Source organism: Massilimicrobiota sp. An80 (assembly GCF_002159255.1).
Taxonomy (GTDB): domain Bacteria; phylum Bacillota_I; class Bacilli_A; order Erysipelotrichales; family Coprobacillaceae; genus Allocoprobacillus; species Allocoprobacillus merdigallinarum.
The window spans coordinates 13062-34872 of sequence record NZ_NFHI01000028.1; the positions used below are offsets into that span (position 1 = coordinate 13062).

Annotated in this window: 26 protein-coding genes, 1 pseudogene and 1 riboswitch; of the genes and pseudogenes, 22 read left to right on the forward strand and 5 right to left on the reverse strand. The window is 38.9% G+C overall.

Annotated elements, in window-relative coordinates:
- The first annotated feature begins 33 nt into the window (after positions 1-33).
- The 14 genes and pseudogenes from B5G32_RS08635 to B5G32_RS08700 all read left to right on the forward strand — a co-directional run bounded on the left by B5G32_RS08635 (position 34) and on the right by B5G32_RS08700 (position 11040).
- Positions 34-270, forward strand: a complete 237-nt coding sequence (locus B5G32_RS08635) for a hypothetical protein (RefSeq protein WP_010817896.1) — start codon at positions 34-36, stop codon at positions 268-270.
- Positions 245-742, forward strand: coding sequence for an antirestriction protein ArdA (locus tag B5G32_RS08640; protein ID WP_010817897.1), 498 nt, complete (start codon positions 245-247; stop codon positions 740-742). Before B5G32_RS08635 ends, B5G32_RS08640 begins: the two co-directional genes overlap by 26 nt.
- 17 nt (positions 743-759) lie before the next feature.
- On the forward strand, positions 760-1263 hold the full coding sequence (locus B5G32_RS08645) for an antirestriction protein ArdA (RefSeq protein WP_010817898.1): 504 nt from the start codon (positions 760-762) through the stop codon (positions 1261-1263).
- Between the two features lie 108 nt (positions 1264-1371).
- Positions 1372-1761, forward strand: coding sequence for a conjugal transfer protein (locus tag B5G32_RS08650; protein WP_087360547.1), 390 nt, complete (start codon positions 1372-1374; stop codon positions 1759-1761).
- Positions 1748-4198: a conjugal transfer ATPase TcpF gene (gene tcpF / locus B5G32_RS08655; RefSeq protein ID WP_087936421.1), complete on the forward strand. Its 2451-nt coding sequence runs from the start codon at positions 1748-1750 to the stop codon at positions 4196-4198. The genes B5G32_RS08650 and tcpF overlap by 14 nt, the downstream gene beginning before the upstream one ends.
- Positions 4198-6192, forward strand: a pseudogene (locus B5G32_RS08660) (CD3337/EF1877 family mobilome membrane protein); the annotation flags it as partial. The gene tcpF and the pseudogene B5G32_RS08660, both read left to right, overlap by 1 nt.
- A gap of 134 nt (positions 6193-6326) precedes the next feature.
- Positions 6327-7334, forward strand: coding sequence for a bifunctional lytic transglycosylase/C40 family peptidase (locus B5G32_RS08665; protein WP_087936423.1), 1008 nt, complete (start codon positions 6327-6329; stop codon positions 7332-7334).
- Positions 7335-7351: 17 nt separating this feature from the next.
- The gene (locus tag B5G32_RS08670; protein WP_087936424.1) at positions 7352-8245 is read left to right on the forward strand and encodes a conjugal transfer protein; all 894 of its coding nucleotides are present in this window, start codon (positions 7352-7354) and stop codon (positions 8243-8245) included.
- A 78-nt stretch (positions 8246-8323) separates the two neighbouring features.
- Positions 8324-8563 (forward strand): AbrB/MazE/SpoVT family DNA-binding domain-containing protein, encoded by a 240-nt coding sequence (locus B5G32_RS08675; protein ID WP_087359448.1) that lies wholly within the window; start codon positions 8324-8326, stop codon positions 8561-8563.
- Positions 8564-8720: 157 nt separating this feature from the next.
- The gene (locus tag B5G32_RS08680; RefSeq protein ID WP_201311777.1) at positions 8721-8954 is read left to right on the forward strand and encodes an AbrB/MazE/SpoVT family DNA-binding domain-containing protein; all 234 of its coding nucleotides are present in this window, start codon (positions 8721-8723) and stop codon (positions 8952-8954) included.
- A complete protein-coding gene (locus B5G32_RS08685; RefSeq protein WP_087359444.1) occupies positions 8951-9682 on the forward strand; it encodes an ABC transporter ATP-binding protein in 732 nt (243 codons plus the stop codon). Before B5G32_RS08680 ends, B5G32_RS08685 begins: the two co-directional genes overlap by 4 nt.
- Positions 9679-10413 carry an ABC transporter permease gene (locus tag B5G32_RS08690; protein ID WP_087359442.1) on the forward strand — a complete coding sequence of 245 codons (735 nt, stop codon included), beginning with the start codon at positions 9679-9681 and terminating at the stop codon, positions 10411-10413. Before B5G32_RS08685 ends, B5G32_RS08690 begins: the two co-directional genes overlap by 4 nt.
- 2 nt (positions 10414-10415) lie before the next feature.
- Positions 10416-10796 carry a hypothetical protein gene (locus B5G32_RS08695; RefSeq protein WP_087359440.1) on the forward strand — a complete coding sequence of 127 codons (381 nt, stop codon included), beginning with the start codon at positions 10416-10418 and terminating at the stop codon, positions 10794-10796.
- 19 nt (positions 10797-10815) lie between these two features.
- Entirely contained in the window at positions 10816-11040 is a 225-nt protein-coding gene (locus B5G32_RS08700; protein ID WP_087359438.1) for a hypothetical protein, read from the forward strand.
- Positions 11041-11109: 69 nt separating this feature from the next.
- Here B5G32_RS08700 and B5G32_RS08705 read toward each other — a convergent pair whose 3' ends face one another.
- A complete protein-coding gene (locus B5G32_RS08705; protein ID WP_032509185.1) occupies positions 11110-11472 on the reverse strand; it encodes a helix-turn-helix transcriptional regulator in 363 nt (120 codons plus the stop codon).
- Between the two features lie 524 nt (positions 11473-11996).
- Here B5G32_RS08705 and B5G32_RS08710 point away from each other — a divergent pair.
- The 5 genes from B5G32_RS08710 to B5G32_RS08745 all read left to right on the forward strand — a co-directional run bounded on the left by B5G32_RS08710 (position 11997) and on the right by B5G32_RS08745 (position 15596).
- On the forward strand, positions 11997-12422 hold the full coding sequence (locus B5G32_RS08710) for an RNA polymerase sigma factor (RefSeq protein WP_479684587.1): 426 nt from the start codon (positions 11997-11999) through the stop codon (positions 12420-12422).
- 3 nt (positions 12423-12425) lie between these two features.
- Positions 12426-12674, forward strand: a complete 249-nt coding sequence (locus B5G32_RS08715; protein ID WP_087359434.1) for a helix-turn-helix domain-containing protein — start codon at positions 12426-12428, stop codon at positions 12672-12674.
- 373 nt (positions 12675-13047) lie between these two features.
- Positions 13048-13251: an excisionase gene (locus B5G32_RS08730; RefSeq protein ID WP_021421702.1), complete on the forward strand. Its 204-nt coding sequence runs from the start codon at positions 13048-13050 to the stop codon at positions 13249-13251.
- A 79-nt stretch (positions 13252-13330) separates the two neighbouring features.
- Positions 13331-14527, forward strand: a complete 1197-nt coding sequence (locus tag B5G32_RS08735; protein ID WP_087359432.1) for a tyrosine-type recombinase/integrase — start codon at positions 13331-13333, stop codon at positions 14525-14527.
- Between the two features lie 226 nt (positions 14528-14753).
- On the forward strand, positions 14754-15596 hold the full coding sequence (locus B5G32_RS08745; RefSeq protein WP_087936426.1) for a LysR family transcriptional regulator: 843 nt from the start codon (positions 14754-14756) through the stop codon (positions 15594-15596).
- A 12-nt stretch (positions 15597-15608) separates the two neighbouring features.
- Here the strand turns inward: B5G32_RS08745 and lysA are convergent, their stop codons facing one another.
- The 4 genes from lysA to B5G32_RS08765 are packed head-to-tail and all read right to left on the reverse strand — an operon-like array spanning position 15609 to position 19042.
- Positions 15609-16919 carry a diaminopimelate decarboxylase gene (lysA, locus tag B5G32_RS08750; protein ID WP_087936427.1) on the reverse strand — a complete coding sequence of 437 codons (1311 nt, stop codon included), beginning with the start codon at positions 16917-16919 and terminating at the stop codon, positions 15609-15611.
- Between the two features lie 12 nt (positions 16920-16931).
- Positions 16932-17675, reverse strand: coding sequence for a 4-hydroxy-tetrahydrodipicolinate reductase (gene dapB / locus B5G32_RS08755; protein WP_087245841.1), 744 nt, complete (start codon positions 17673-17675; stop codon positions 16932-16934).
- Between the two features lies 1 nt (position 17676).
- Entirely contained in the window at positions 17677-18573 is an 897-nt protein-coding gene (gene dapA / locus B5G32_RS08760; RefSeq protein ID WP_087936428.1) for a 4-hydroxy-tetrahydrodipicolinate synthase, read from the reverse strand.
- 10 nt (positions 18574-18583) lie between these two features.
- Complete coding sequence (locus B5G32_RS08765; protein WP_224759514.1) at positions 18584-19042, reverse strand: ACT domain-containing protein; 459 nt, start codon at positions 19040-19042, stop codon at positions 18584-18586.
- 56 nt (positions 19043-19098) lie between these two features.
- Positions 19099-19268, reverse strand: a riboswitch (Lysine riboswitch).
- A gap of 166 nt (positions 19269-19434) precedes the next feature.
- Between B5G32_RS08765 and B5G32_RS08770 the strand changes: the two genes are divergently transcribed.
- The 3 genes from B5G32_RS08770 to B5G32_RS08780 all read left to right on the forward strand — a co-directional run.
- The gene (locus B5G32_RS08770; protein WP_158094002.1) at positions 19435-20421 is read left to right on the forward strand and encodes a metallophosphoesterase; all 987 of its coding nucleotides are present in this window, start codon (positions 19435-19437) and stop codon (positions 20419-20421) included.
- A 70-nt stretch (positions 20422-20491) separates the two neighbouring features.
- The gene (locus tag B5G32_RS08775) at positions 20492-21163 is read left to right on the forward strand and encodes a BglG family transcription antiterminator (protein WP_087936430.1); all 672 of its coding nucleotides are present in this window, start codon (positions 20492-20494) and stop codon (positions 21161-21163) included.
- Positions 21164-21407: 244 nt separating this feature from the next.
- Positions 21408-21811: transposase (locus B5G32_RS08780; protein ID WP_204209678.1), on the forward strand; the 404-nt coding region annotated here is incomplete at its 3' end.

Consider the following 21811-nt stretch of genomic DNA (forward strand, 5'->3'; position numbering starts at 1 on the left):
TTCTATACTCAAATTTAAGATTGGAGTGATTGATTGAAAGATATTTTTACCGATATGCAGGCAAAAATCGGGTGTCCGTATCTCTCCGACCTGCCCTATTACAAGCGTACGGTCTGGTTTGAGATGAAACGCCTTTGCCTGTCTGACTACCCTAAGAAACAGTTAGAAGATTTTTCACGCTATGTATTCGGTGTGCCTTACGCCGTCATACAGGAAGCGTTGACAAGAGAGGACGTGATGAAACATGGAAGAAATGCGTGTGCAGATTGAAGCACGAGAACCGACAGACGACGAGATACGAGCCTTTTGGTTCACCCTGCCTATCGACACGGAACAGGTGGAAGAACTGCTGGGGATTGATGTAGATACAGACTATTACTATATCACGGGCAAGGAGCTTCCCTTTGCTGATGAAGTGCAGGAAGATACCACCGTCGAAAAGCTCAATGACCTGTACCATACCTACGAAAATCTACCCTCTGATTTGAAAGAGGACTATACGGAGCTGATGTGCTATTTCACTGACCTTGACGAACTGCACCGATACAGAAACGACATTATTCATTATTCTTGGTGCAAGAACATGACGGACGTTGCCCGCCACATTCTGAACAATGACCCAGACTTTACTTCCCTAAGTGAGAACGTCACCCGCTATTTCGATTTTGAAGCCTACGGGCAGTACCTTGACGACAACGGACGCTTTGTGGAAACCGACCACGGTATCTATGAACTTCCGTAGAAAAGAGGTGTGTGCCTATGGTTGACGACATGAGGGTGTATATCGCTAATCTTGGCAAGTACAACGAGGGCGAACTTGTCGGGGATTGGTTCTCTTTCCCTATCGACGAGGAAGATGTTGCGGAGCGTATCGGGCTGAACAGCTATTATGAGGAATACGCTGTCCATGATACCGACAACTTCCCTATTGAAATCGGGGAGTATATCTCCATTCAAGAACTCAATGAGATGTACGAGATGATTTGTGAGCTTCCCGACTATATCACAGACGCTCTGGACGAGTTTGTTTCCCACTATGGAAGTCTGGAAGAAGTCTACGAACACAAGGACGACATTTATTTCTATCCAGACTGTGACGACATGACAGACATTGCCTATTACTTCATTGACGAGTTACAAGTGCTGGGCGAGATACCGCTACCGTTGCAGAACTATATCGACTATGAAGCATACGGCAGGGACTTGTCCATAGAGGGGACGTTCATTGAAACAAGCCGTGGGATATGCGAGATACCATATTAGAGCTGGCAGATCAGCAACAGGAAGTGTTGCTACTGACAGCTTTTTCTATCAAGGACAGTCTGAAAAACGGCTGTCCTTTTCCATTACAACGAAAGGAGCTGAAACGAATTGAAGAAGATTAAGAGCTACACGGGTATCTGGAACGTGGAGAAAGTCTTATACGCAATCAATGATTTTACTCTCCCGTTTCCCGTTACCTTTACCCAGATAACGTGGTTTGTCATCACGGAGTTTGTCGTCATTCTCTTAGGGGACTTACCGCCGTTATCGCTTATCGAGGGGGCATTTTTAAAATACTTCGGTATTCCCGTTGCCCTCACATGGTTCATGAGCCAAAAAACCTTTGACGGCAAGAAGCCTTACAGCTTCTTGAAATCGCAGATTACATTTGCCCTGCGACCAAAAGTGACCTATGCAGGAAAAGCCGTGAAGCTGGAAAAAGAAGTGTTCAGCGAACCTGTCACGGCGGTTAGGAGTGTGATGTATGTTCCCGATTAAGTATATCGACAACAACCTTGTCTGGAACAAGGACAATGAGGTATTCGCCTACTATGAGCTGATACCGTATAACTATTCTTTTCTGTCAGCGGAACAGAAATTTATCGTCCATGACAGCTTCCGTCAGCTTATCGCACAGTCCCGTGAGGGGAAGATACACGCCTTGCAGATAGCGACGGAAAGCTCCGTAAGAAGCATACAGGAGCAGTCAAAAAGATTGGTGACGGGGCGACTTCGTGATGTGGCGATACAGAAGATAGATGAACAGACGGAAGCCCTTGTTTCCATGATTGGCGACAATCAAGTGGACTACTGCTTTTTTATCGGCTTCAAGCTCATTGTGACCGAGGAAAAAGTCAGTCTGGACAGCATGAAGAAGTCAGCTTTTATGACATTCAAAGAGTTCTTGAACGAGGTCAACCATACGCTGATGAATGACTTTATCTCCATGCCAGATGATGAAATCAACCGCTACATGAAAATGGAGAAATTGCTGGAAAATAAAATCTCCCGCCGTTTCAAGTTCCGACGCTTGGACAAGAACGACTTCGGCTATCTTATCGAGCATATCTACGGCAGGGACGGCGTGGCGTATGAGGACTATGAGTATTCGCTTCCAAAGAAGAAGCTGAAAAAGACAACGCTTATCAAGCAGTACGACCTTATCCGTCCGACCCGCTGTCTGATAGAAGAAAGCCAGCGATATTTGCGACTGGAACATGAGGACAGCGAGAGCTTTGTGTCCTACTTTACCGTCAATGCCATTGTGGGCGAGCTGGATTTTCCGTCGTCGGAAATCTTCTATTTCCAGCAACAGCAGTTCACCTTTCCCGTGGACACTTCTATGAATGTGGAAATCGTGGGAAACAGAAAAGCGTTATCGACTGTCCGTAACAAGAAGAAAGAGCTGAAAGACTTGGACAATCACGCCTATCAGTCTGGAAGCGAAACAAGCTCAAATGTGGTGGACGCATTAGACAGCGTGGACGAGCTGGAAACCGATTTAGACCAGAGCAAGGAAAGTATGTATAAACTTTCCTATGTGATAAGGGTATCAGCTCCCGACCTTGACGAGCTGAAACGACGCTGTGATGAGGTCAAGGACTTTTACGACGACCTCAATGTAAAATTAGTTCGTCCCGCTGGGGATATGCTGGGGCTTCACTCTGAATTTCTTCCTGCCAGCAAGCGTTATATCAATGATTATGTGCAGTATGTGAAATCCGACTTCTTGGCTGGTCTTGGATTTGGTGCGACGCAACAGCTTGGCGAGAATACAGGTATCTATATCGGCTATTCCGTGGACACGGGAAGAAATGTATATCTGCAACCCTCTCTTGCCAGTCAAGGTGTGAAAGGTACGGTTACAAATGCTCTGGCTTCCGCTTTTGTCGGTTCGCTGGGCGGTGGAAAATCATTCTGCAATAACCTTATCGTCTATTATTCCGTCCTGTTCGGCGGGCAGGCGGTCATTCTTGACCCTAAATCCGAGCGTGGCAATTGGAAAGAAACACTTCCAGAGATAGCCCATGAAATCAATATCGTAAACCTTACCAGCGATAAGGAAAATGCAGGGCTTCTTGACCCGTTCGTGATTATGAAGAATGTAAAAGACGCTGAAAGTCTGGCAATAGACATTCTCACATTCCTTACGGGGATTTCCTCTAGGGACGGTGAGAAGTTCCCTGTCCTTAGAAAAGCGGTGCGAGCCGTGACCCAGAGCGATCAGCGAGGACTTCTCCATGTGATAGACGAGCTACGCATAGAGGACACGGCGATAGCCCGTAACATTGCCGACCATATCGACAGCTTTACGGACTATGACTTTGCACATCTGCTGTTCTCTGACGGTTCAGTGTCTAACGCTATCAGCTTGGACAACCAGCTCAATATCATACAGGTTGCTGACCTTGTTTTGCCAGATAAAGACACGACCTTTGAGGAATATACGACCATTGAACTGCTGTCCGTGGCTATGCTGATTGTCATTTCTACCTTTGCCCTTGACTTTATCCACAGCGACAGGAGCATTTTTAAAATTGTTGACCTTGATGAAGCGTGGGCGTTTCTCAATGTGGCACAGGGCGAAACCCTCTCGAACAAGCTGGTGCGTGCAGGACGAGCTATGCAGGCAGGGGTGTATTTCGTCACGCAATCCTCTGGCGACGTGTCCAAAGAGAGCTTGAAGAACAATATCGGTCTGAAATTCGCTTTTCGTTCTACGGATATAAACGAGATAAAGCAGACCTTAGAATTTTTCGGTATCGACCCAGAGGATGAGAACAATCAGAAAAGGCTTCGTGACTTGGAGAACGGACAATGCTTGCTTCAAGATTTGTACGGACGTGTGGGCGTGGTGCAGATACACCCTGTCTTTGAGGAATTACTGCACGCCTTTGATACCAGACCGCCGATACAGAGAAATGGGGTGGAGTGATGAAAGAAAGGATAAAAGGGCTTCTGAAAAGAAAGAAGCTCTTTCGCTTTTTTAAGATAGCTCTGATAGTCATTTTTACTTCTGTCGTGTTCCTATCCCTGTTCGGTACGGTAGCTCATGCAACGGGGCTTGTTGATGATACCGTCAATGCGGACAACCTGTATTCACAGTACCCTTTGGAGAATTACCAGCTTGACTTCTATGTGGACAATAGCTGGGGCTGGCTTCCGTGGAACTGGCTGGACGGTATCGGAAAGTCCGTACAATACGGGCTTTACTGTATCACCAACTTTATCTGGACTATCAGCTTGTATCTAAGTAACGCCACAGGGTACGTCGTCCAGCAGGCGTATAAGCTGGATTTCATCAACGACATGGCAGACAGTATCGGAAAGAGCATACAGACCCTAGCTGGCGTGACGGAAAACGGCTTTGGAAGCACTGGCTTCTATGTGGGCTTCCTGCTTCTCATTATCCTTATCGTGGGTATCTATGTTGCCTACACGGGACTGATAAAAAGAGAAACCAGCAAGGCATTACACGCCGTTATCAACTTTGTTGTGGTGTTTATCGTGTCCGCTTCCTTTATCGCCTACGCTCCCGACTATATCAAGAAGATAAACGATTTTTCCAGTGATATAAGTACCGCTTCGCTGGACTTGGGGACAAAAATCATGCTCCCCGACAGCGACAGTCAAGGAAAGGACAGCGTGGACTTGATTAGGGACAGCCTGTTCTCCATACAGGTACAACAGCCGTGGCTACTTCTGCAATTTGGCAACAGCGATATAGAGGAAATCGGAGCTGACCGTGTGGAAGCTCTGGTATCGGTCAGTCCGTCAGCAGACGACGGGGCGACCCGTGAGGACGTGGTGAAAACGGAAATCGAGGATAACGACAACGACAATCTGACGATACCGCAGGTCATCAACCGTCTGGGAATGGTGTTCTTCCTGCTTATCTTCAATCTGGGGATAACGATATTCGTATTCCTGCTCACAGGCATGATGATATTTTCCCAGATACTATTTATCATCTTCGCTATGTTCCTGCCGATTAGCTTCCTGCTCTCCATGATACCCAGCTATGAGAACATGGCGAAACAGGCAATTGTGCGAGTATTCAATACGATTATGACAAGGGCGGGAATTACCCTCATTGTCACGGTAGCTTTCAGTATTTCCAGTATGTTTTATAACATATCCACCGATTACCCGTTCTTTATGATTGCGTTCTTACAGATAGTCTGCTTTGCGGGTATCTACATGAAGCTGGGCGACCTTATGAGTATGTTCAGCTTAAATGCTGGGGACAGCCAGAGCATGGGACGCAGGATATTCCGTCGCCCGTATCTGTTCATGCGACACAGGGCTAGGCGTATGGAACACCGTATCGCAAGGGCTGTCGGTGCTGGAAGCGTGGCTGGTGCGGTGGCTGGTACAGTAGCCGGAACAGCCATGAATGACGGTTCTGGAAAATCTGCCAGAGCTGGTACGGGCAGAAAAGAACGCCGAGAAAATACTTCTTTTGGAAGCCGAGCTGGTTCAGCCGTGGGTGCGGTACTCGATACGAAAAATAAGGTCAAGGACAAGGCAACGGCTGTCAAGGAGAATATCAAGGATATGCCGACCCAGACCGCCTATGCCGTACACTCCGCAAAGGAAAAGGCTAAAGCAAATGTGTCTGACTTCAAGCGTGGCATTGTGCAGGGGCAGGAAACCAGACAGAGCGAGCGTGCCGACAAGCTCCAACAACACAGACAGAATATCGCTGACAAGCGTATGGAACTTCAAAAGGCACAGGAAGCAAAACAGGCTGGCAGAACGACGGACGGATCAGCGACAACAGGAGCTACCCGTCCCCATGATAGACCTGTCACCGCTTCTAAGACAGACACAGGAAAAATGCAGGAAATCAAGCGTCCTGTCACTACCGACAAGGTACATACCGAGCCGACCACGCCACAATCTGTCAAGGAACGTCCGCTGGCTTCAAAATCTGATGAACCTGTACCACAGAAACACGGGACAAGGCTTAACGGTGTGGAGCTGAACCGACAGACCACCAGAAAAGAGCGAAACGTCAAGAAAGCAACCATAAACACTACAGAAAAGAAAGGACGTAAGAAATGAAACTAAGACATCTCGCCATTATCGGCAGTCTGTTTCCATTTCTTCTTGCGATAGTGCTTTTCTTTGGTGTGCTTATCAGTGCCGAGGACGACGACGGGGGCGGTGGTTCTTCTTCATGGGTAACGGGAATGAACCTATCCGCAGAGGTCTTGAAACATCAGCCTATGGTGGAGAAATACGCAAAGGAATACGGCATATCCGAGTACGTCCCCTATCTGCTGGCAATCATACAGGTGGAAAGTGGCGGGACAGGTTCGGACGTTATGCAGAGTTCCGAGAGCATGGGCTTACCGCCTAACTCCTTAGATACAGAAAGCTCAATCAAGCAGGGGTGCAAGTATTTTGCGTCCCTGCTTTCTTCAGCAGAAAATCAAGGCATAGAGGATATAAATGTGGTGGTACAGTCCTATAACTATGGCGGTGGCTATATCGGCTATGTAGCTAAGAATGGGAAAAAGCACAGCTTCACGCTGGCAGAGAATTTCGCCCGTGACAAGTCGGGTGGAAAGAAAGTCACCTATATGAACCCTATCGCTGTCGCCCGCAACGGTGGCTGGCGTTACGGGTACGGGAATATGTTCTATGTGGAGCTTGTCAGCCAGTATCTCACTGTCAGTCAAGTATCGGGTGAACTGGCACAGAAGATAATGAACGAAGCTCTGAAATATCAAGGCTGGGACTATGTATATGGCGGGAGCAATCCTAACACTTCTTTTGACTGTTCGGGGCTGGTTCAATGGTGCTATGGCAAGGCAGGCATTTCCTTACCGAGAACGGCACAGGCACAGTATGACGCTACCCAGCATATCCCTCTTTCACAGGCACAGGCTGGAGATTTGGTGTTCTTCCACAGTACCTACAATGCGGGGACGTATGTAACCCACGTCGGTATCTATGTGGGAAATAACCAGATGTATCACGCTGGCGACCCGATAGGCTACGCTGACCTTACAAGCTCCTACTGGCAACAGCACCTTATCGGAGCTGGCAGAATTAAGCAATAGAAAGGAATGGAAATATCATGTTCAAGAAAAAAGAAAAACCGATAAAAGAAAAGAAAATCCGCACTATGAAAGTGGGAACGCATAAGAAGTCCGTCATTGCCCTATGGGTGGTGCTTATCGCAAGCGTGAGCTTCGGTGTGTATAAGAATTTTACCGCTATCGACCAGCACACCACACATGAGATAGAAACCATACAGCTCCGTTTGAATGACACCACCGGCATAGAAAATTTCGTCAAGAACTTTGCGAAGTCCTACTATACATGGAGCAACAGCAAGGAAGCAATCGAGGCAAGGACACAGGCTATCAGTGCTTATCTGACACAGGAATTGCAGGATTTGAATGTTGATACTGTCAGAACGGATATACCGACCAGCTCCACGGTCACGGACGTACTTATCTGGGACGTGGAACAGTCTGGGGAGAACGCTTTTACTGTTACCTACGAAGTAGATCAGCAGATAAAAGAGGGCGACCAGACAAGGAATGTATCAGAAACCTATACCGTGACCGTCCATGTGGACGTTGACGGGGATATGGTGATTATCCAGAACCCGACCCTCGCTCCTGCTATGGAAAAATCCGATTATGAACCAAAGGCACTGGAAGCGGACAACAGTGTGGACGCTGATACGGTAAATGACGCTACGGCGTTTCTGGAAACATTCTTCAAGCTGTACCCTACCGCAACGGACAAGGAGCTTGCCTACTATGTAGAGGGAAACGCCCTTGAACCGATAAACGGCGACTATCTCTTTTCCGAGCTTGTCAATCCTGTATTCACGGCTGACGGCGACAATGTGAAAGTAAGCGTTGCGGTGAAGTTCATTGATAACCAGACAAAGGCGACACAGGTATCACAGTATGAGTTGACGCTCCATAAGGATAGTAACTGGAAGATAATAGAGTAAAACCAACTCTTGTTTTTTAATCGTTCGAGTTGTATAATAAGTGGGAAAAGTTATACAGTTTTAGAGAGGAGCGAGTTCATGTCTGATGAAAACAAAAAACCAAAGAATGATAAATTTGTCGGCTCTGTGAAAGTAGGTCCAAAGGGACAGATTGTTATACCAAAAGAAGCAAGAGAAATGTTAAATATCAGTACGGGGGATACTTTGGTCTTATTAGCGGACGCAAAACAAGGTATCGCTGTTCAAAAATATGAAGTTTACGAAGATTTTTTTGAACAAGTGTTTAACTCTGGACAGTCACCTACGAAGTCAGAATAAATCAAATTATTAAGACGGTGCTTTTACGGCACCGTCTTTTTTATGACTTTTAATGAAGAGTAAGAAAAGTAATACTTTTCTGTTGACGTTTTACTCTTCTGGTGCTAATATAAGTATAACAAGTAATACTTGTTATACCAAAAAAGGAGGAAATATAGTGGATAGAGATGTTACAGAACACTATTCCCACAATGGGCGATATTTAGGCACTTTAAAAGTGGGAACAAAAGGACAAATTCTTATTCCTAAAGAGGTAAGAGATTTCTTTGGTATTCATATCGGCGAGCTATTAGTGCTACTTGCTGATAAAGACAAAGGGATTGCCTTACAGAAAATGGACGGTTGTAATGAAGCTTTTCAAATGGCATTTCAAAAGGAGGACAAAGAATGAATGCAATAGAGATTAAAGATTTAACAAAGCGATATGGAAATTTAACGGCAGTTAATTCTCTTTCGCTTAATATCAAACAAGGAGAATTTTTCGCAATGCTTGGTTCAAATGGTGCAGGAAAAACAACAACTATTAAAATGTTGAGCTGTCTGACAGAGCCAACAAGTGGTGATGCCCTTATGTTAGGAAACAGTTTGAGAAAACAGGCAGATAAAGTAAAAGATATTATCAACCTTTCTCCACAGGAAACTGCCGTTGCACCAAAGCTGACAGTTAAAGAAAATCTGATGATGATTGCCCGCTTACATGGTAGTTCTAAACAGGAAGCAAGAGAAAAAGCCGACAAAATCATGGAAACTTTTGAACTAACTGACCGTAAAAATGACAGAGCAAAACAGTTATCGGGTGGCTGGCAAAGAAAATTAAGTATTGCAATGGCGTTGATAAGTAATCCTAAAATTCTTTTCCTTGATGAACCGACAATCGGGCTTGACGTAAGAGCAAGACGAGAATTATGGGGAACAATGGAAAAATTGAAAGGAAAATTAACTTTGATTTTAACAACACATTATCTTGAAGAAGCAGAGGAATTAGCTGACCGTATCTGTATTATGGATAAGGGTGTTGTGCAGGTTCTTGGTACGGCTGATGAAATTATCAAGGTATCTGGTGCTAGAAATTTTGAAGAAGCATTTTTGATGTATACAGAAAGGGGTACTGAATTATGAGATTTACTATTTTTACAGGGCGTAATTTTAAAGAGATTGTGCGAGATCCCATGAGTATTCTCATGTGTCTCGGATTTCCTGTTTTGTTGATTATTGCGTTAGCTCTGATGAAAGAAAGTATCGGTGGAATGGCTGATGTATTTGAAGTTCAAAATTTTGCACCGAGTATGACGATTTTAGGAATGGCGTTTCTAAGTACCTTTGTAGGTACGTTGATGTCCACAGATAGGAATAGTTCTTTCCTAACACGATTATTTGCGTCACCTATGAAGGGAATTGATTACATCTTAGGATATTCTATACCTATAATTCCGCTTGCAATTTTACAGGCTGTTTGCTGTTTTGGTGTAGCTCTGTTCTTCGGATTAGAATTAAATATAAATATTTTTATAGCTATTTTGACCTTAATTCCAGTGGCGATATTATTTATCAGTTTTGGCTTATTTATTGGTAGTGTACTTTCAACAAATAATGCGGTCAATGGATTTGGAACAATCTTAGTAAATGCAACAGTGTTTTTAAGTGGTGCTGTTTTATCATTGGATATGATTGGCGGTACATTCAAAACGGTCTGCGATTTATTACCATTCAGTCATGCGGTAAATGCGGTAAATTATGCAATAAACGGTAATTTTTCAGATATACCATTACAGCTTGTATGGGTTTTAGGATATGCTCTGTTACTTATCATTCCGTCTGTTATTATCTTTAAACGCAGAATGAAAGGATAATAATGATTAAGGTATTCTCTCTTACAAATTTAAACGTTGAATATATTACAGATTATCAAGGGTTAGCGATTTTTCAACAGATACAGAATTATTTACTCCCGATAAACAACGGCTCTTTAGAGAATATTGCAATTTTAGATATGGACGCTGATAAAGATATTATTTTAAGTGAGCTACAAGAATGTGCAATCTTTCATAGGATAGCTTTATCCTCAAGCTGGACATTAGACAAAATTATCACTGCATTAGAGTGTAATTGCCGAGCTTTTTTGGAAAATGGTAACTTGACTTCAATTAACGATACTATCAATTTAGTAACAAGGCATAAAGTTAGCGTATTTGATAAATCTGTTATAGCGATTATAAATTCTTTTCTAATCTAATCGGTAATGAGGTGACAAAATGATTGGTCTTAAAAAACGAGATATGAAAACTATTTTAAAAGCTGGAGCAAAAGCTAGAGGTGTGTCGTTATCTGAGTTTAGAGCCGAGATACAGGAGAATATTGACAACGCTGTGAATAGTCAAGAACCAGCAGTACAGGAACGTTTTAAAAAGTATTTTGGTAATAGAATACCGACACCGGAAGAATACATTTACACAATTACAAAGAAAACAAAGTTTTAAATGCTTATCCTGCTTCCTGCGGAGCAGATCAGCAGGATAGTTTATGAGAGGAAAAAGAAAACGAGAAGCCTATTTGCTTCCCGTCCCCTTGTATTTCATGATACCGTCGATTGTTCCTTGAATGATTTTGAGTTCTTCATCTGTCAGTTCATCAAGAGATACGTCTATCTGTCTGCGGATTGTAGATTTTTCCGCTTTCTCCTGCGGATAGAAGTATTCATCAACAGAGATATGGAACATGGTCACTAAATCATGAAATAACTGGAAGCTGGGGTGTTTCCCTATATTCTCAATATCTGCGATATGACGTTCTCCGTAAAAGACCTTATCGCCTAAATCATTACGGGAAAGCCCAGCTTTTTCTCTCGCTTCTCTGATTGCCAGTCCCAGCGGACGGAAATCAAAGCTGTGCGTGTCTTTCTTTTTCCTCATTTTAAATCACCTGTCATGAGTTTATACTTCATGACACATGATTAGAATGTGTTAAAATTACATATATCATGTGTTAATAATTCATATCAATATTACCTTGACGGTAAATAAAAAAAAGCCGTTCTAGGGTAATATCTTTTTCCATGTCTTTCAATCTAATTAGGACGGTTTTGGATAACCAGAGCTGTCCTTTTCTTTTGTACTCACGGTACAGCTCTGGATAAGGGGGTTGTGCCATGATTGCGTATCAGCGAATACGCCAGTATTCACAACTGAATAACCGCCTTATAATGGTTATCCAGTCAGCACACCCTAAAAATGAGTTAAAAATTCATATGGCAAACATAACAAAAACAGTCTGTTGGTACATTCATGTGCTGATTGACTGTTTTTGTTATTTATGAGAAGTTCAATGTTTTTTTGAATTTCTTTCTTATACAGGTTAGCAAATCACCCACTCCTGTACCGATGTGGGGCGGAAAGAGGGATAGATACCTTTTACGTCTGGACAGAGAGGGGGTGAGATGATGAAACCGTCTGACTTCCAAAAAACAATCCAGTGTCAGTTTGACTGTAAGCTAAAGCGCACTGTTAAGGGTGTTATCTGGAATTATAAAAAGGAATTAAAACGTCGTAAAGATAAAGAAATTCCTTTCTGTGAGCTTCCAGAAATCGTTGTTGAAAAGCTGGCTGTTTGGGACGAGTACATGAGTGACTATACCGTGTTTGAGGTATGCGGTGTTGAAATCCGAGTGCTTGATGAAGAACTCTCAGAAGCATTAAAGCAATTATCGGAACGTAACCGTGAAAATCTTCTGATGTACTACTTTCTGGAAATGAGCGATACAGAAATTGCAAAAGCACAGAAAATTTCCAGAGCGGGAGTTTTTAAAAATCGTTGCAGAGCTTTACAAAATTTAAAGAAAACACTGACAAAGGAGCGTGAATAAAACATGAAAAAAGGGTATAAACTTCCACCTTATCGACTTATTTCATCTGCTGTGGACGGGAATGAACAGTCTATTGAAAGAATACTGGCATTTTATGACCCGTACATATCAAAATGCTGTTTGCGTCCTCTGTATGATGAATACGGTAATGTTTATATCGTAGTAGATATGGAGCTTAAAGGGCGTATCAGAGAAGCTATTATCAAAATGATTTTAGATTTCGATATCGGTATTGTTCCAACAGAAGAATAAAGCAATTATGGCAGGGCATGATTTGTTGAAATCCCCTCTTTCCTGTCCTGCCCTCTGCTTTTACACATGAGAGCCTATGGCTTTCGCCACTGTTCTTTGACAACTGAATAAAGCAGACAGATACGTTTGTGATACAGCGAGCCACGGGGACTGTACGCCATGACCTTTCCAAAAAAAAGCGAGCGACTCACGCAGTGATCCGAGAGCGACCTTTGGAAAAGTCGTTCAGCCATGACCTGTATCACAGGATAATGATACGTCCCAGAGGTGGTTTTGCTCATAGGAATGAGATTGGTTGAGATACCAGCGGAGCTTTTCCAGAGCCGTCTGTCTGCTTCCAAAAGACACACAGTAAAGGGGGTGCTTATATATGATGAACAATACTGATGTGCCTATCTGGGAAAAGTACACGCTGACGATTGAGGAAGCGTCAAAATACTTCCGTATCGGGGAAAAGAAATTGCGTAAGCTGGCAGAAGAAAATCTCGACGCTGGCTGGGTGATTGTGAATGGAAACCGTGTGCAGATTAAGCGAAAACAGTTTGAAAAAATCATTGATACATTGGATGAAATCTAATGTCAGCGAGCCGTAGATATGGTATAATAAAGTATAGCGTATCAACGGCTCATTCCTTGACGGAAAGGAGCTTCGCACTATGTCTAATGTAAAGAGAAAAGACAATAAGGGACGCAATTTACGACTTGGAGAGAGCCAGAGAAAAGACGGAAGATACGTTTACAAATATACCGATATATACGGGAAACCACAGTTTAAGTATGCTTGGAAACTTGTTCCGACAGACAAGACACCCGCTGGGAAACGTGAAGATTTGTCGTTGAGAGAAAAAGAAAAACAGATTAAGAAAGACCTTGCCGACGGTATCAATACCATAGGCGGGAAAATGACAGTCTGCCAGCTCTACGCAAAGAAGAACAGCCAGAGAAAGAATGTGAAACGCAATACAGAAAAAGGTCGCCAGTATCTTATGAAAATTCTGGAAAACGACCCTCTGGGTGCAAGGAGCATTGATACGGTGAAGCTATCGGACGGTAAGGAATGGGCTATGCGAATGTATGAGAATGGCTTTTCCTACAAGACGATTAGCAACTACAAGCGTTCACTGAAAGCGTCATTCTATATGGCGATTGAGGACGACTGTATCAGAAAAAATCCTTTCAGCTTCAAATTGAGCGACGTTCTGGAAGATAATTCAGAACCTAAAGTCATTCTCACGCCAGAGCAGGAAGAAAAAATGCTTGCCTTTATGGAACAGGACAAGACGTACAGTAAGTATTATGATGAAGTGGTTATTCTTCTGGAAACGGGGCTTCGTATTTCTGAATTTTGCGGTCTGACAGTCCATATTGATATGGCGAACCGTATCATCAATGTAGACCACCAGCTATTGAAAGACAGCGAAATTGGCTACTACATTGAAACGCCTAAGACCAAAAAAGGAGAACGCCAGCTTCCAATGACAGAAAGAGCCTATCAAGCCTTTAAGAGAGTGTTACAGAACAGAGGAAAGGCAGAGCCTATCATCATAGGCGGTTACAGCAATTTCCTGTTCCTAAACCAAAAGGGCTTCCCTAAAGTGGCTGGAAACTATGAAAGTATGTTGCGTGGGCTTGTGAAGAAATACAACAAGACACATAAAGACCAGCTACCAAACATCACACCACACTCATTCAGACATACCTACTGCACGAACATGGCAAACAAAGGAATGAACCCGAACACCCTGCAATACATCATGGGACACGCAAACATCACCATGACATTAGGGTACTACGCACACGGTACTTTCAATTCAGCAAAAGCAGAACTTGAAAGGCTGGCTCTTGCTTCTTAAATCGGTGATTGTACTACTCATTTACTACTTTTGGTTGCATTTTCATGCTGGTAAATGCCAGCTTTTGCAATGTATCTTCCAAACGGAAAATGCCGATAAAGCCCTAAAATACAGGCTATACCGACATTTACCAGCTTATGAAAAGATAATCAGAAATTTAGTAAGTTTTTCTAATATAAAAATGATATAATATAATAACTAAAAGTTATAATAAAGGAGTTTTTCTATGAATATCCAACAATTAAAATGCTTTGTCGAAGTTTCTAAAACTTTAAACTTTACAAAAGCCAGTCAAAATCTATTTATTTCTCAAACAGCTGTTAGTAATCATATTAAACATTTAGAAGAAACACTTGGTTTTCATTTGTTTATAAGAAACAAAAAGCATGTTCAGTTAACTCAACAAGGAAAAATCTTTTTAAAAAGTGCTCTTAAAGTCTTGGAAGCAAATCAAGAATGTTATCAAATGATTCAATATTTACATCATGAAAATTTTGGTCAATTAAGAATTGGATATTTAAAAGGTATTGAACATTGCATTATGATTAAAAATATTCAGAACTTTTATCAACACAATAAACATATGGATATTCAGCTTTATCGTGATTCTAGACAAGAAATTGAAGAGCTGTTAAAAAATCATAAAGTCGATTGTGTATTTACTGCTAGAGTTGGTCATGATCCTATTCCTTTTGAAGATCAGTTTGATTATCTCCATATTTATTCTTATCCATTTGTTGTTGCTATGAATAAAAATCATATTTTATCTTCATATCCTTCTTTAGACTATTTTGATATAAAAAATCAAACACATGTGATTATGGATACAAGTCATCCTGATTTTAAAAGCCATGATTTAGATACTCTTTTCATGCATTTAGCTATTAGTCAGGATACTGCTATCTTAGCCCAATTTGTTGAAGATTATTATGCTTATCAAAAATATCTTTGCTTTTTACCTTTAAAAGACTTTTCTCAACAATTCCATATTTATCTGATTTGGCATAAAAACTCTCAAAATAAAAGTTTGAATGCATTTTTACAAAGTATCAAAAAAGAGAAAGAATAATGTTTCTTCCTCTTATTGATAGTCTTCCTGTACATCAAAAGTAATTAAATCATCAAAAGTCTGTCTTCTAATCACTAATTTACTTTTGCCCTGATATGTAAAAACAACAGCTGGCTTTGGTAACTGATTATAGTTAGAAGACATGGAATAATGATAGGCCCCTGTTGAAAATTGAGCAAAGATATCACCAGGTTCAGGATATGGTAACATAATGTCTTTAACAACAATATCAGCAGATTCACAAACCTTTCCAGCAACAGTCACTTTTGTATCACGACGTTCATAAGCTTTATTAACGATAATACCATCATATTGTGCATCATATAAAGCTGTTCTAATATTATCCGTCATTCCACCATCAACACTCATATAAGTACGAACATCTGGAATGTCTTTGACTGCTCCTACTGTATATAATGTAATTCCAGCATTACCAACAACATAACGTCCTGGTTCTACAAGTACCATTGGCATTTCCCAACCACGTTTATCATAACCATCTTTAATAATATTCATGATTTCAGAAGTGATTGTTTCAAATTCTAGTGGTTCATCTTTTTTAGTATAGGCAATTCCATATCCACCACCAGCATTTATCTTTTTCACCATAATACCTAATTGATCATATATTTCATAGGCAAAACGTACAAAACGATGCATAGCACTGATATAAGCATATAAATCAAAAACCTGTGAACCAATATGGCAATGTATACCTTCAAATTCAATATGTGTAGAATCGGCAATTTGTTGGATAGCTTTTAAATAAATGCCATTTCTAGCACTGAAACCAAATTTTGTATCTTTATGTCCAGTTTGAATATATCCATGTCCACCAGCTTTAATTTCTGGCACAACTCTTACAGTTGCATAAATGGTTTTATCGTATTGAGTTGCTATTTTTTCAATTAATTCTATCTCATAAAAATTATCAATCACAAAATGATCAACATCATGAGCTATCGCATAATCTATTTCAGATGGAAGTTTATTATTTCCATGGAAATAAATTTTATGAGGATCAAAACCAGCTTTTAAGGCAATAGAAATCTCTCCTGCACTCACACAGTCAATACCAATACCATATTCACTGGCAATTTTATATATCTCTAAACAACTAAATGACTTTGAAGCAAATAATGGCAAAACATTATCATACTTATCTAAAAACTTTGTTTTTAATTCTTCAAATTGATGTCTTATATGTCCTTCACTCATAACATAAAGTGGCGTTCCATATTTTTTAACTAAATCCATTGCATTGACATCATCAATATATAAACTACGATCCCTAATTTGAGCAAACTGTGTCTGTAAAACCATTGTTCTTCCCCTTTAATATAAATTCTTTAAACTAAATAAACCATTTTCTTTATCAGCAATCTTCAAACATGCTGAAATAGCCCCTTGTACAAAAACTTCTTTTGATAAAGCTGTATGTTTGACTTCAATAATTTCATCATGTCCCGCAAATAAAACACTATGTTCACCAAAAATTGTTCCAGCACGCACAGATTGAATACCAACTTCATTTCTTTCACGTTTATGATGAACAGTAGAACGATCATAAACTTCTTTTGTCTCTTCAATATCTTCATGAATCACATCATATAAAAGTTTAGCTGTTCCACTTGGTGCATCAATTTTTTGATTATGATGTTTTTCAATAATTTCAATATCATATCCATTTTCATAAAATTCTTTCGCTACTTCTTTGACAATCTTTGTTAACATAGAAACACCAAAAGATGTGTTATATGATTGAAAAATAGGAATTTGTGAAGATGCTTCTTCAATATGTAAAATTTGTTGTTCACTATATCCTGTAGTTGCTAGAACAAGTGCACAATGATTTCTAACACCAAATTTTAAAATATCATTTAAATTATCTGGATGCGAAAAATCAATAATAGCATCTACTTTTTCATGAACTTCATTTAAAGATGCATACATTTTTTCATCAATTTTCGCATCAAAGACAGGAGAAACAACACCAACTAAATTCATTTGGGCGTTATCTCTCACTGCTTGCGTTACTTTTTTACCCATTAAACCAAAACCATAAACCAATACATTCATATTAATAGCCCTTCTTTTCAAATCTTTCCATAGCATCAAATAATAATTGTTTATTTTTTTCTGTTGTTGGGATTAATGGTCTTCTGACCATTTCACCACATACACCCATTTTTTTCAGTGCAGCCTTAGGCATAATTGGATTGACATCAATAAATAAATATTTGCTGACATCATGGAAATCATATGCCATTTGTCTAGCTAAATCCATATCACCATGTAGCACAGCTTGAGCAAATTTTTCTGTTTCTCTTGGATAAAGATTAGATAAAACAGAAATGACCCCTTTTCCTCCCGCAGCAATAAACGGTAAAATATTATCATCACAACCACTATACATATCAAAATCTAAGTCTTTTGTGTGTGTTAAAACATCCATAGCATAAGCAATATTATCAGTTGCATCTTTCATAGCCTTAATATTTCTATGTTTAGCAAGTTCTACAACTGTATCTACTGCAATATTCATTCCTGTACGACCTGGTACATTATATATAATCATTGGAATATCAACACGATCTGCAATATAAGTATAATGATCAATTAAACCTCTTTGACTTGTCTTATTATAATAAGGTGTTACAACTAAAATAGCATCTGCGCCAACTTCTTTTGCAAACTTTGCTTTTTTCAAAGCTGTTTCTGTATCATTTGAACCAGCTCCCGCAATCACTTTCACACCTGTTCCTTTTGTCATTTCCATGACAATCTTTGTTAATTCAAATTCTTCATCAATATGAATTGTTGGTGTTTCTCCAGTTGTTCCATTCACTAAAAGAGCTTGTACTCCACCATCAATCATTCTTTGCACTTGTCTTTTAAAGCCATCATAATCAATACTTCCATCATCTAACATTGGTAATACAAGCGCAACTGCACTTCCTTCAAAAATTGGTTCCATAATTTTCCTCCTATTTATATTCATTTTGAATTTCTGACAAAGCTAAATCAACATATTCCAATGGAATCACACATGAAATAGATACTTCTGATGTTGTGACTTGAAGTAAAGGAATTTGATGTTTCCCTAATAATGTAAATAACATTGCAGCAACACCTACTTCATCTTTCATTTCATGACTTTCCAGTTTAATTTTCGCAACTTGTCTATTTTGATAAATTTGCATACGTGGATGTTTTGATCTTATTAACGATAAAGCACGATCTAAATTTTTCTGATCATCTTGACTACATGTAAAATCAATACGCATTTCATCTTCTAACATCACTTCAGAAATCATATCTATATTGACATTCATTGAAGAAATGGTTTGAAAAATATCTCCAACAAATAATGAATTCTTTTCTACATTCATGAATTTAACTTGAATAATATGATGATCTGATTCAATCAATTTCAATATTTCCACCTTCTTTAAAATAAAAAATTGCAATGGTACCATTGCAATAATAAATATTATTTTATTAAGGCAATAGCACACCACTTCATTACAAAGTGACAGTGATATAGATATTCTCTATACCCCCAGGCAATAATCACATGCAAATAATTATCCCTTCGGCAATCGTTCCTCCTTCTTTTTAGTTGCATCTATTGATAAAAGAACTCTTAACTCTTGCACCTCTATCTTTTTTTAATACTATCATATGACTTCATTGAAAGCAACCTTTATTTTTTGTTCAATTATGTTATACTTGTAAAAAAAGAAAAGAGGTTTTTATGATGATTATATTTTATACACTCCTATCCCTATTTCTTATTATAACACCTTTTCTGTATTTTCTTCGTATATTTGAACATATGAAAAAAAGTTGGCGTTATACTTTATCTATTTTAACACTTATAGCCATCATAACACTTCTTATAGAAGTCATTTTTCAACCAACATCCTCTTTATGGTTTGTTTGGAACAATATAATAAATTTTTATATCCTATGCTCTTTTTGTTTTTTTATATGGATTGGTTTATATCATTTATGGTGTCATATCATTCATCATAAACATCATTCTTTTTTTATAATATGTCTTTTACTTGTATCTATTTCTATAACTGGTTTAGGATATAGCTCTCATTTTCATAAAGAGATCACAGATTACCATGTCACTATTCCTAAAAATACGACTCTTTCATCATTAAAAATAGCCTTTATAAGTGATATTCATATTGGTAGTGGAACAAGCCCTCAACAAATCAAAAATCTTGTTGATACATTAAATCAAAATCAATATGACCTCATTTGTTTGGGTGGTGATATATTTGATGAAAATTCTCCTCAAGACTATATCGAACAAACATTAAAAATATTATCTGCTGCTCATTGCAAATATGGTATTTATGCAGTTGATGGTAACCATGAAAAATACATTTCTCTATCTAGTCAAAAACTTTATCAAAAATACAAAATCACTTATTTAAATGAAAAATTTGTATGTATTGATGGACTGTTTAATATAATAGGACGAGAAGATGTCAGTTTACATTCTTCAACTTCCATAGATACAATTTGTGAAAATATGGATAGTTCACTACCAACCATTGTTTTAGATCACAACCCTGGTCGATATAAAGAAAATCAAAAATATGCTGATATTCAGCTTTCTGGTCATACACATGCTGGACAGATTTTTCCTGGAAATGTCATTACCAATTTGCTTTATGATAATGATTATGGTTTATTGGTACAAGATCATCATTCATTAATTGTTTCCAGTGGTTATGGTTCATGGGGATTTCCTATAAGATTTATGACAAATTGTGAATATGTTGAAGTATATGTTTCATTTTAAGAAAAAATTTTTTTATGGTAGACTTTTGAATTCAAATAATATATCATATGAAAAGCGAGGTACAGGTATTATGGTTATAGAATTAGACAGTCAATTTGAAAATAGAAAAGAAATCATTGAAAATATTGTGAGAAAGGTTATTCAAGATCACACTATTGAAATATCTGATGTTTCTTTTGATAACTTAATTATTCATCTTTCTTTATGTATTTCTAGAGAAATCAATGGAACTTATATTCCAACAAGCGAAAGCCAGATTAATCATTTAAAAAGTCATGAATATTATGGTGTTTCTAAACAAATTATTGATCAGTTAGATCAACAATTTCATGTTGAAATTGATGAAAATCAAATTCAATATGTCACTATGTATTTAGCAAATATTAATCTGTTAGATATTGATTTTAATTGTGAGTTTGATTTATGTGATGATGAAACTGAAGATATTATTAATGAAACAATCAACCGTATTGAAGCCGATCTTCAATTAGATTTAAGAAAAAACAAAGAATTCTATACAGGTATGACACTTCACTTCTATCCTGCTTTAGATCGCTTACAAAACAATCATCAACTCACTAACAACCCATTAAAAGATAAAATTCAAGCTCAATTCCAATTAGAATATAAGTGTGCAGAAATTTTCAATGATATTGTCAATGAACATTATCATAAAAGATTTAATGAACATGAACTAGCATATATAGCTTTACATTTTGGAACAGCTTTAAAGAAACAGTAATGAAAGTCGAAAGGCTTTCTTTTTTTTGCAAAAAAATCAGCTTTATAAGCTGATTTCAGGCTGTTGACAAAGTAAAAAGTCAACAGCTTTTAGTTTTCAAATAAAAAAATATATGGTATTATATCTATTGTCGTGGATGACTTCGTTCCAAATATGCAAACTTTGAAGCTCCACGACTTTTTATTTTACCACTATATCATGAAAATATGGTATAATGTAAATGCATATTTGGAGGTAAAATATTATGGCAATGACATGTTTAAACAATCGCAAAAATGACAGCTTTATTTTGAGTACTATAGATGAATTAGTACCATCAGATCACAAGGTAAGAGAGCTTGAGGAAGCCATTGACTGGAATTTCATATATCCTCTCGTTAGACCTTTATATAGTTCTTTTGGCAGACCAAGTATTGACCCGGTGGTACTTTTTAAAATGCTTTTTATCAACTTTACATTTGGTATTCATTCCATGAGAAGAACATGTGAAGAAACAAAGGTGAACCTTGCCTACAGATGGTTTTTAGGGTTGTCCATTGATGATGAGGTTCCAAACTATTCAACCTGGTCACAGAACTATATCAGAAGATATGGAGATTCAGAAATTTTTGATGAGATTTTCAACAGGATCATCGAAGAAGCCATAGC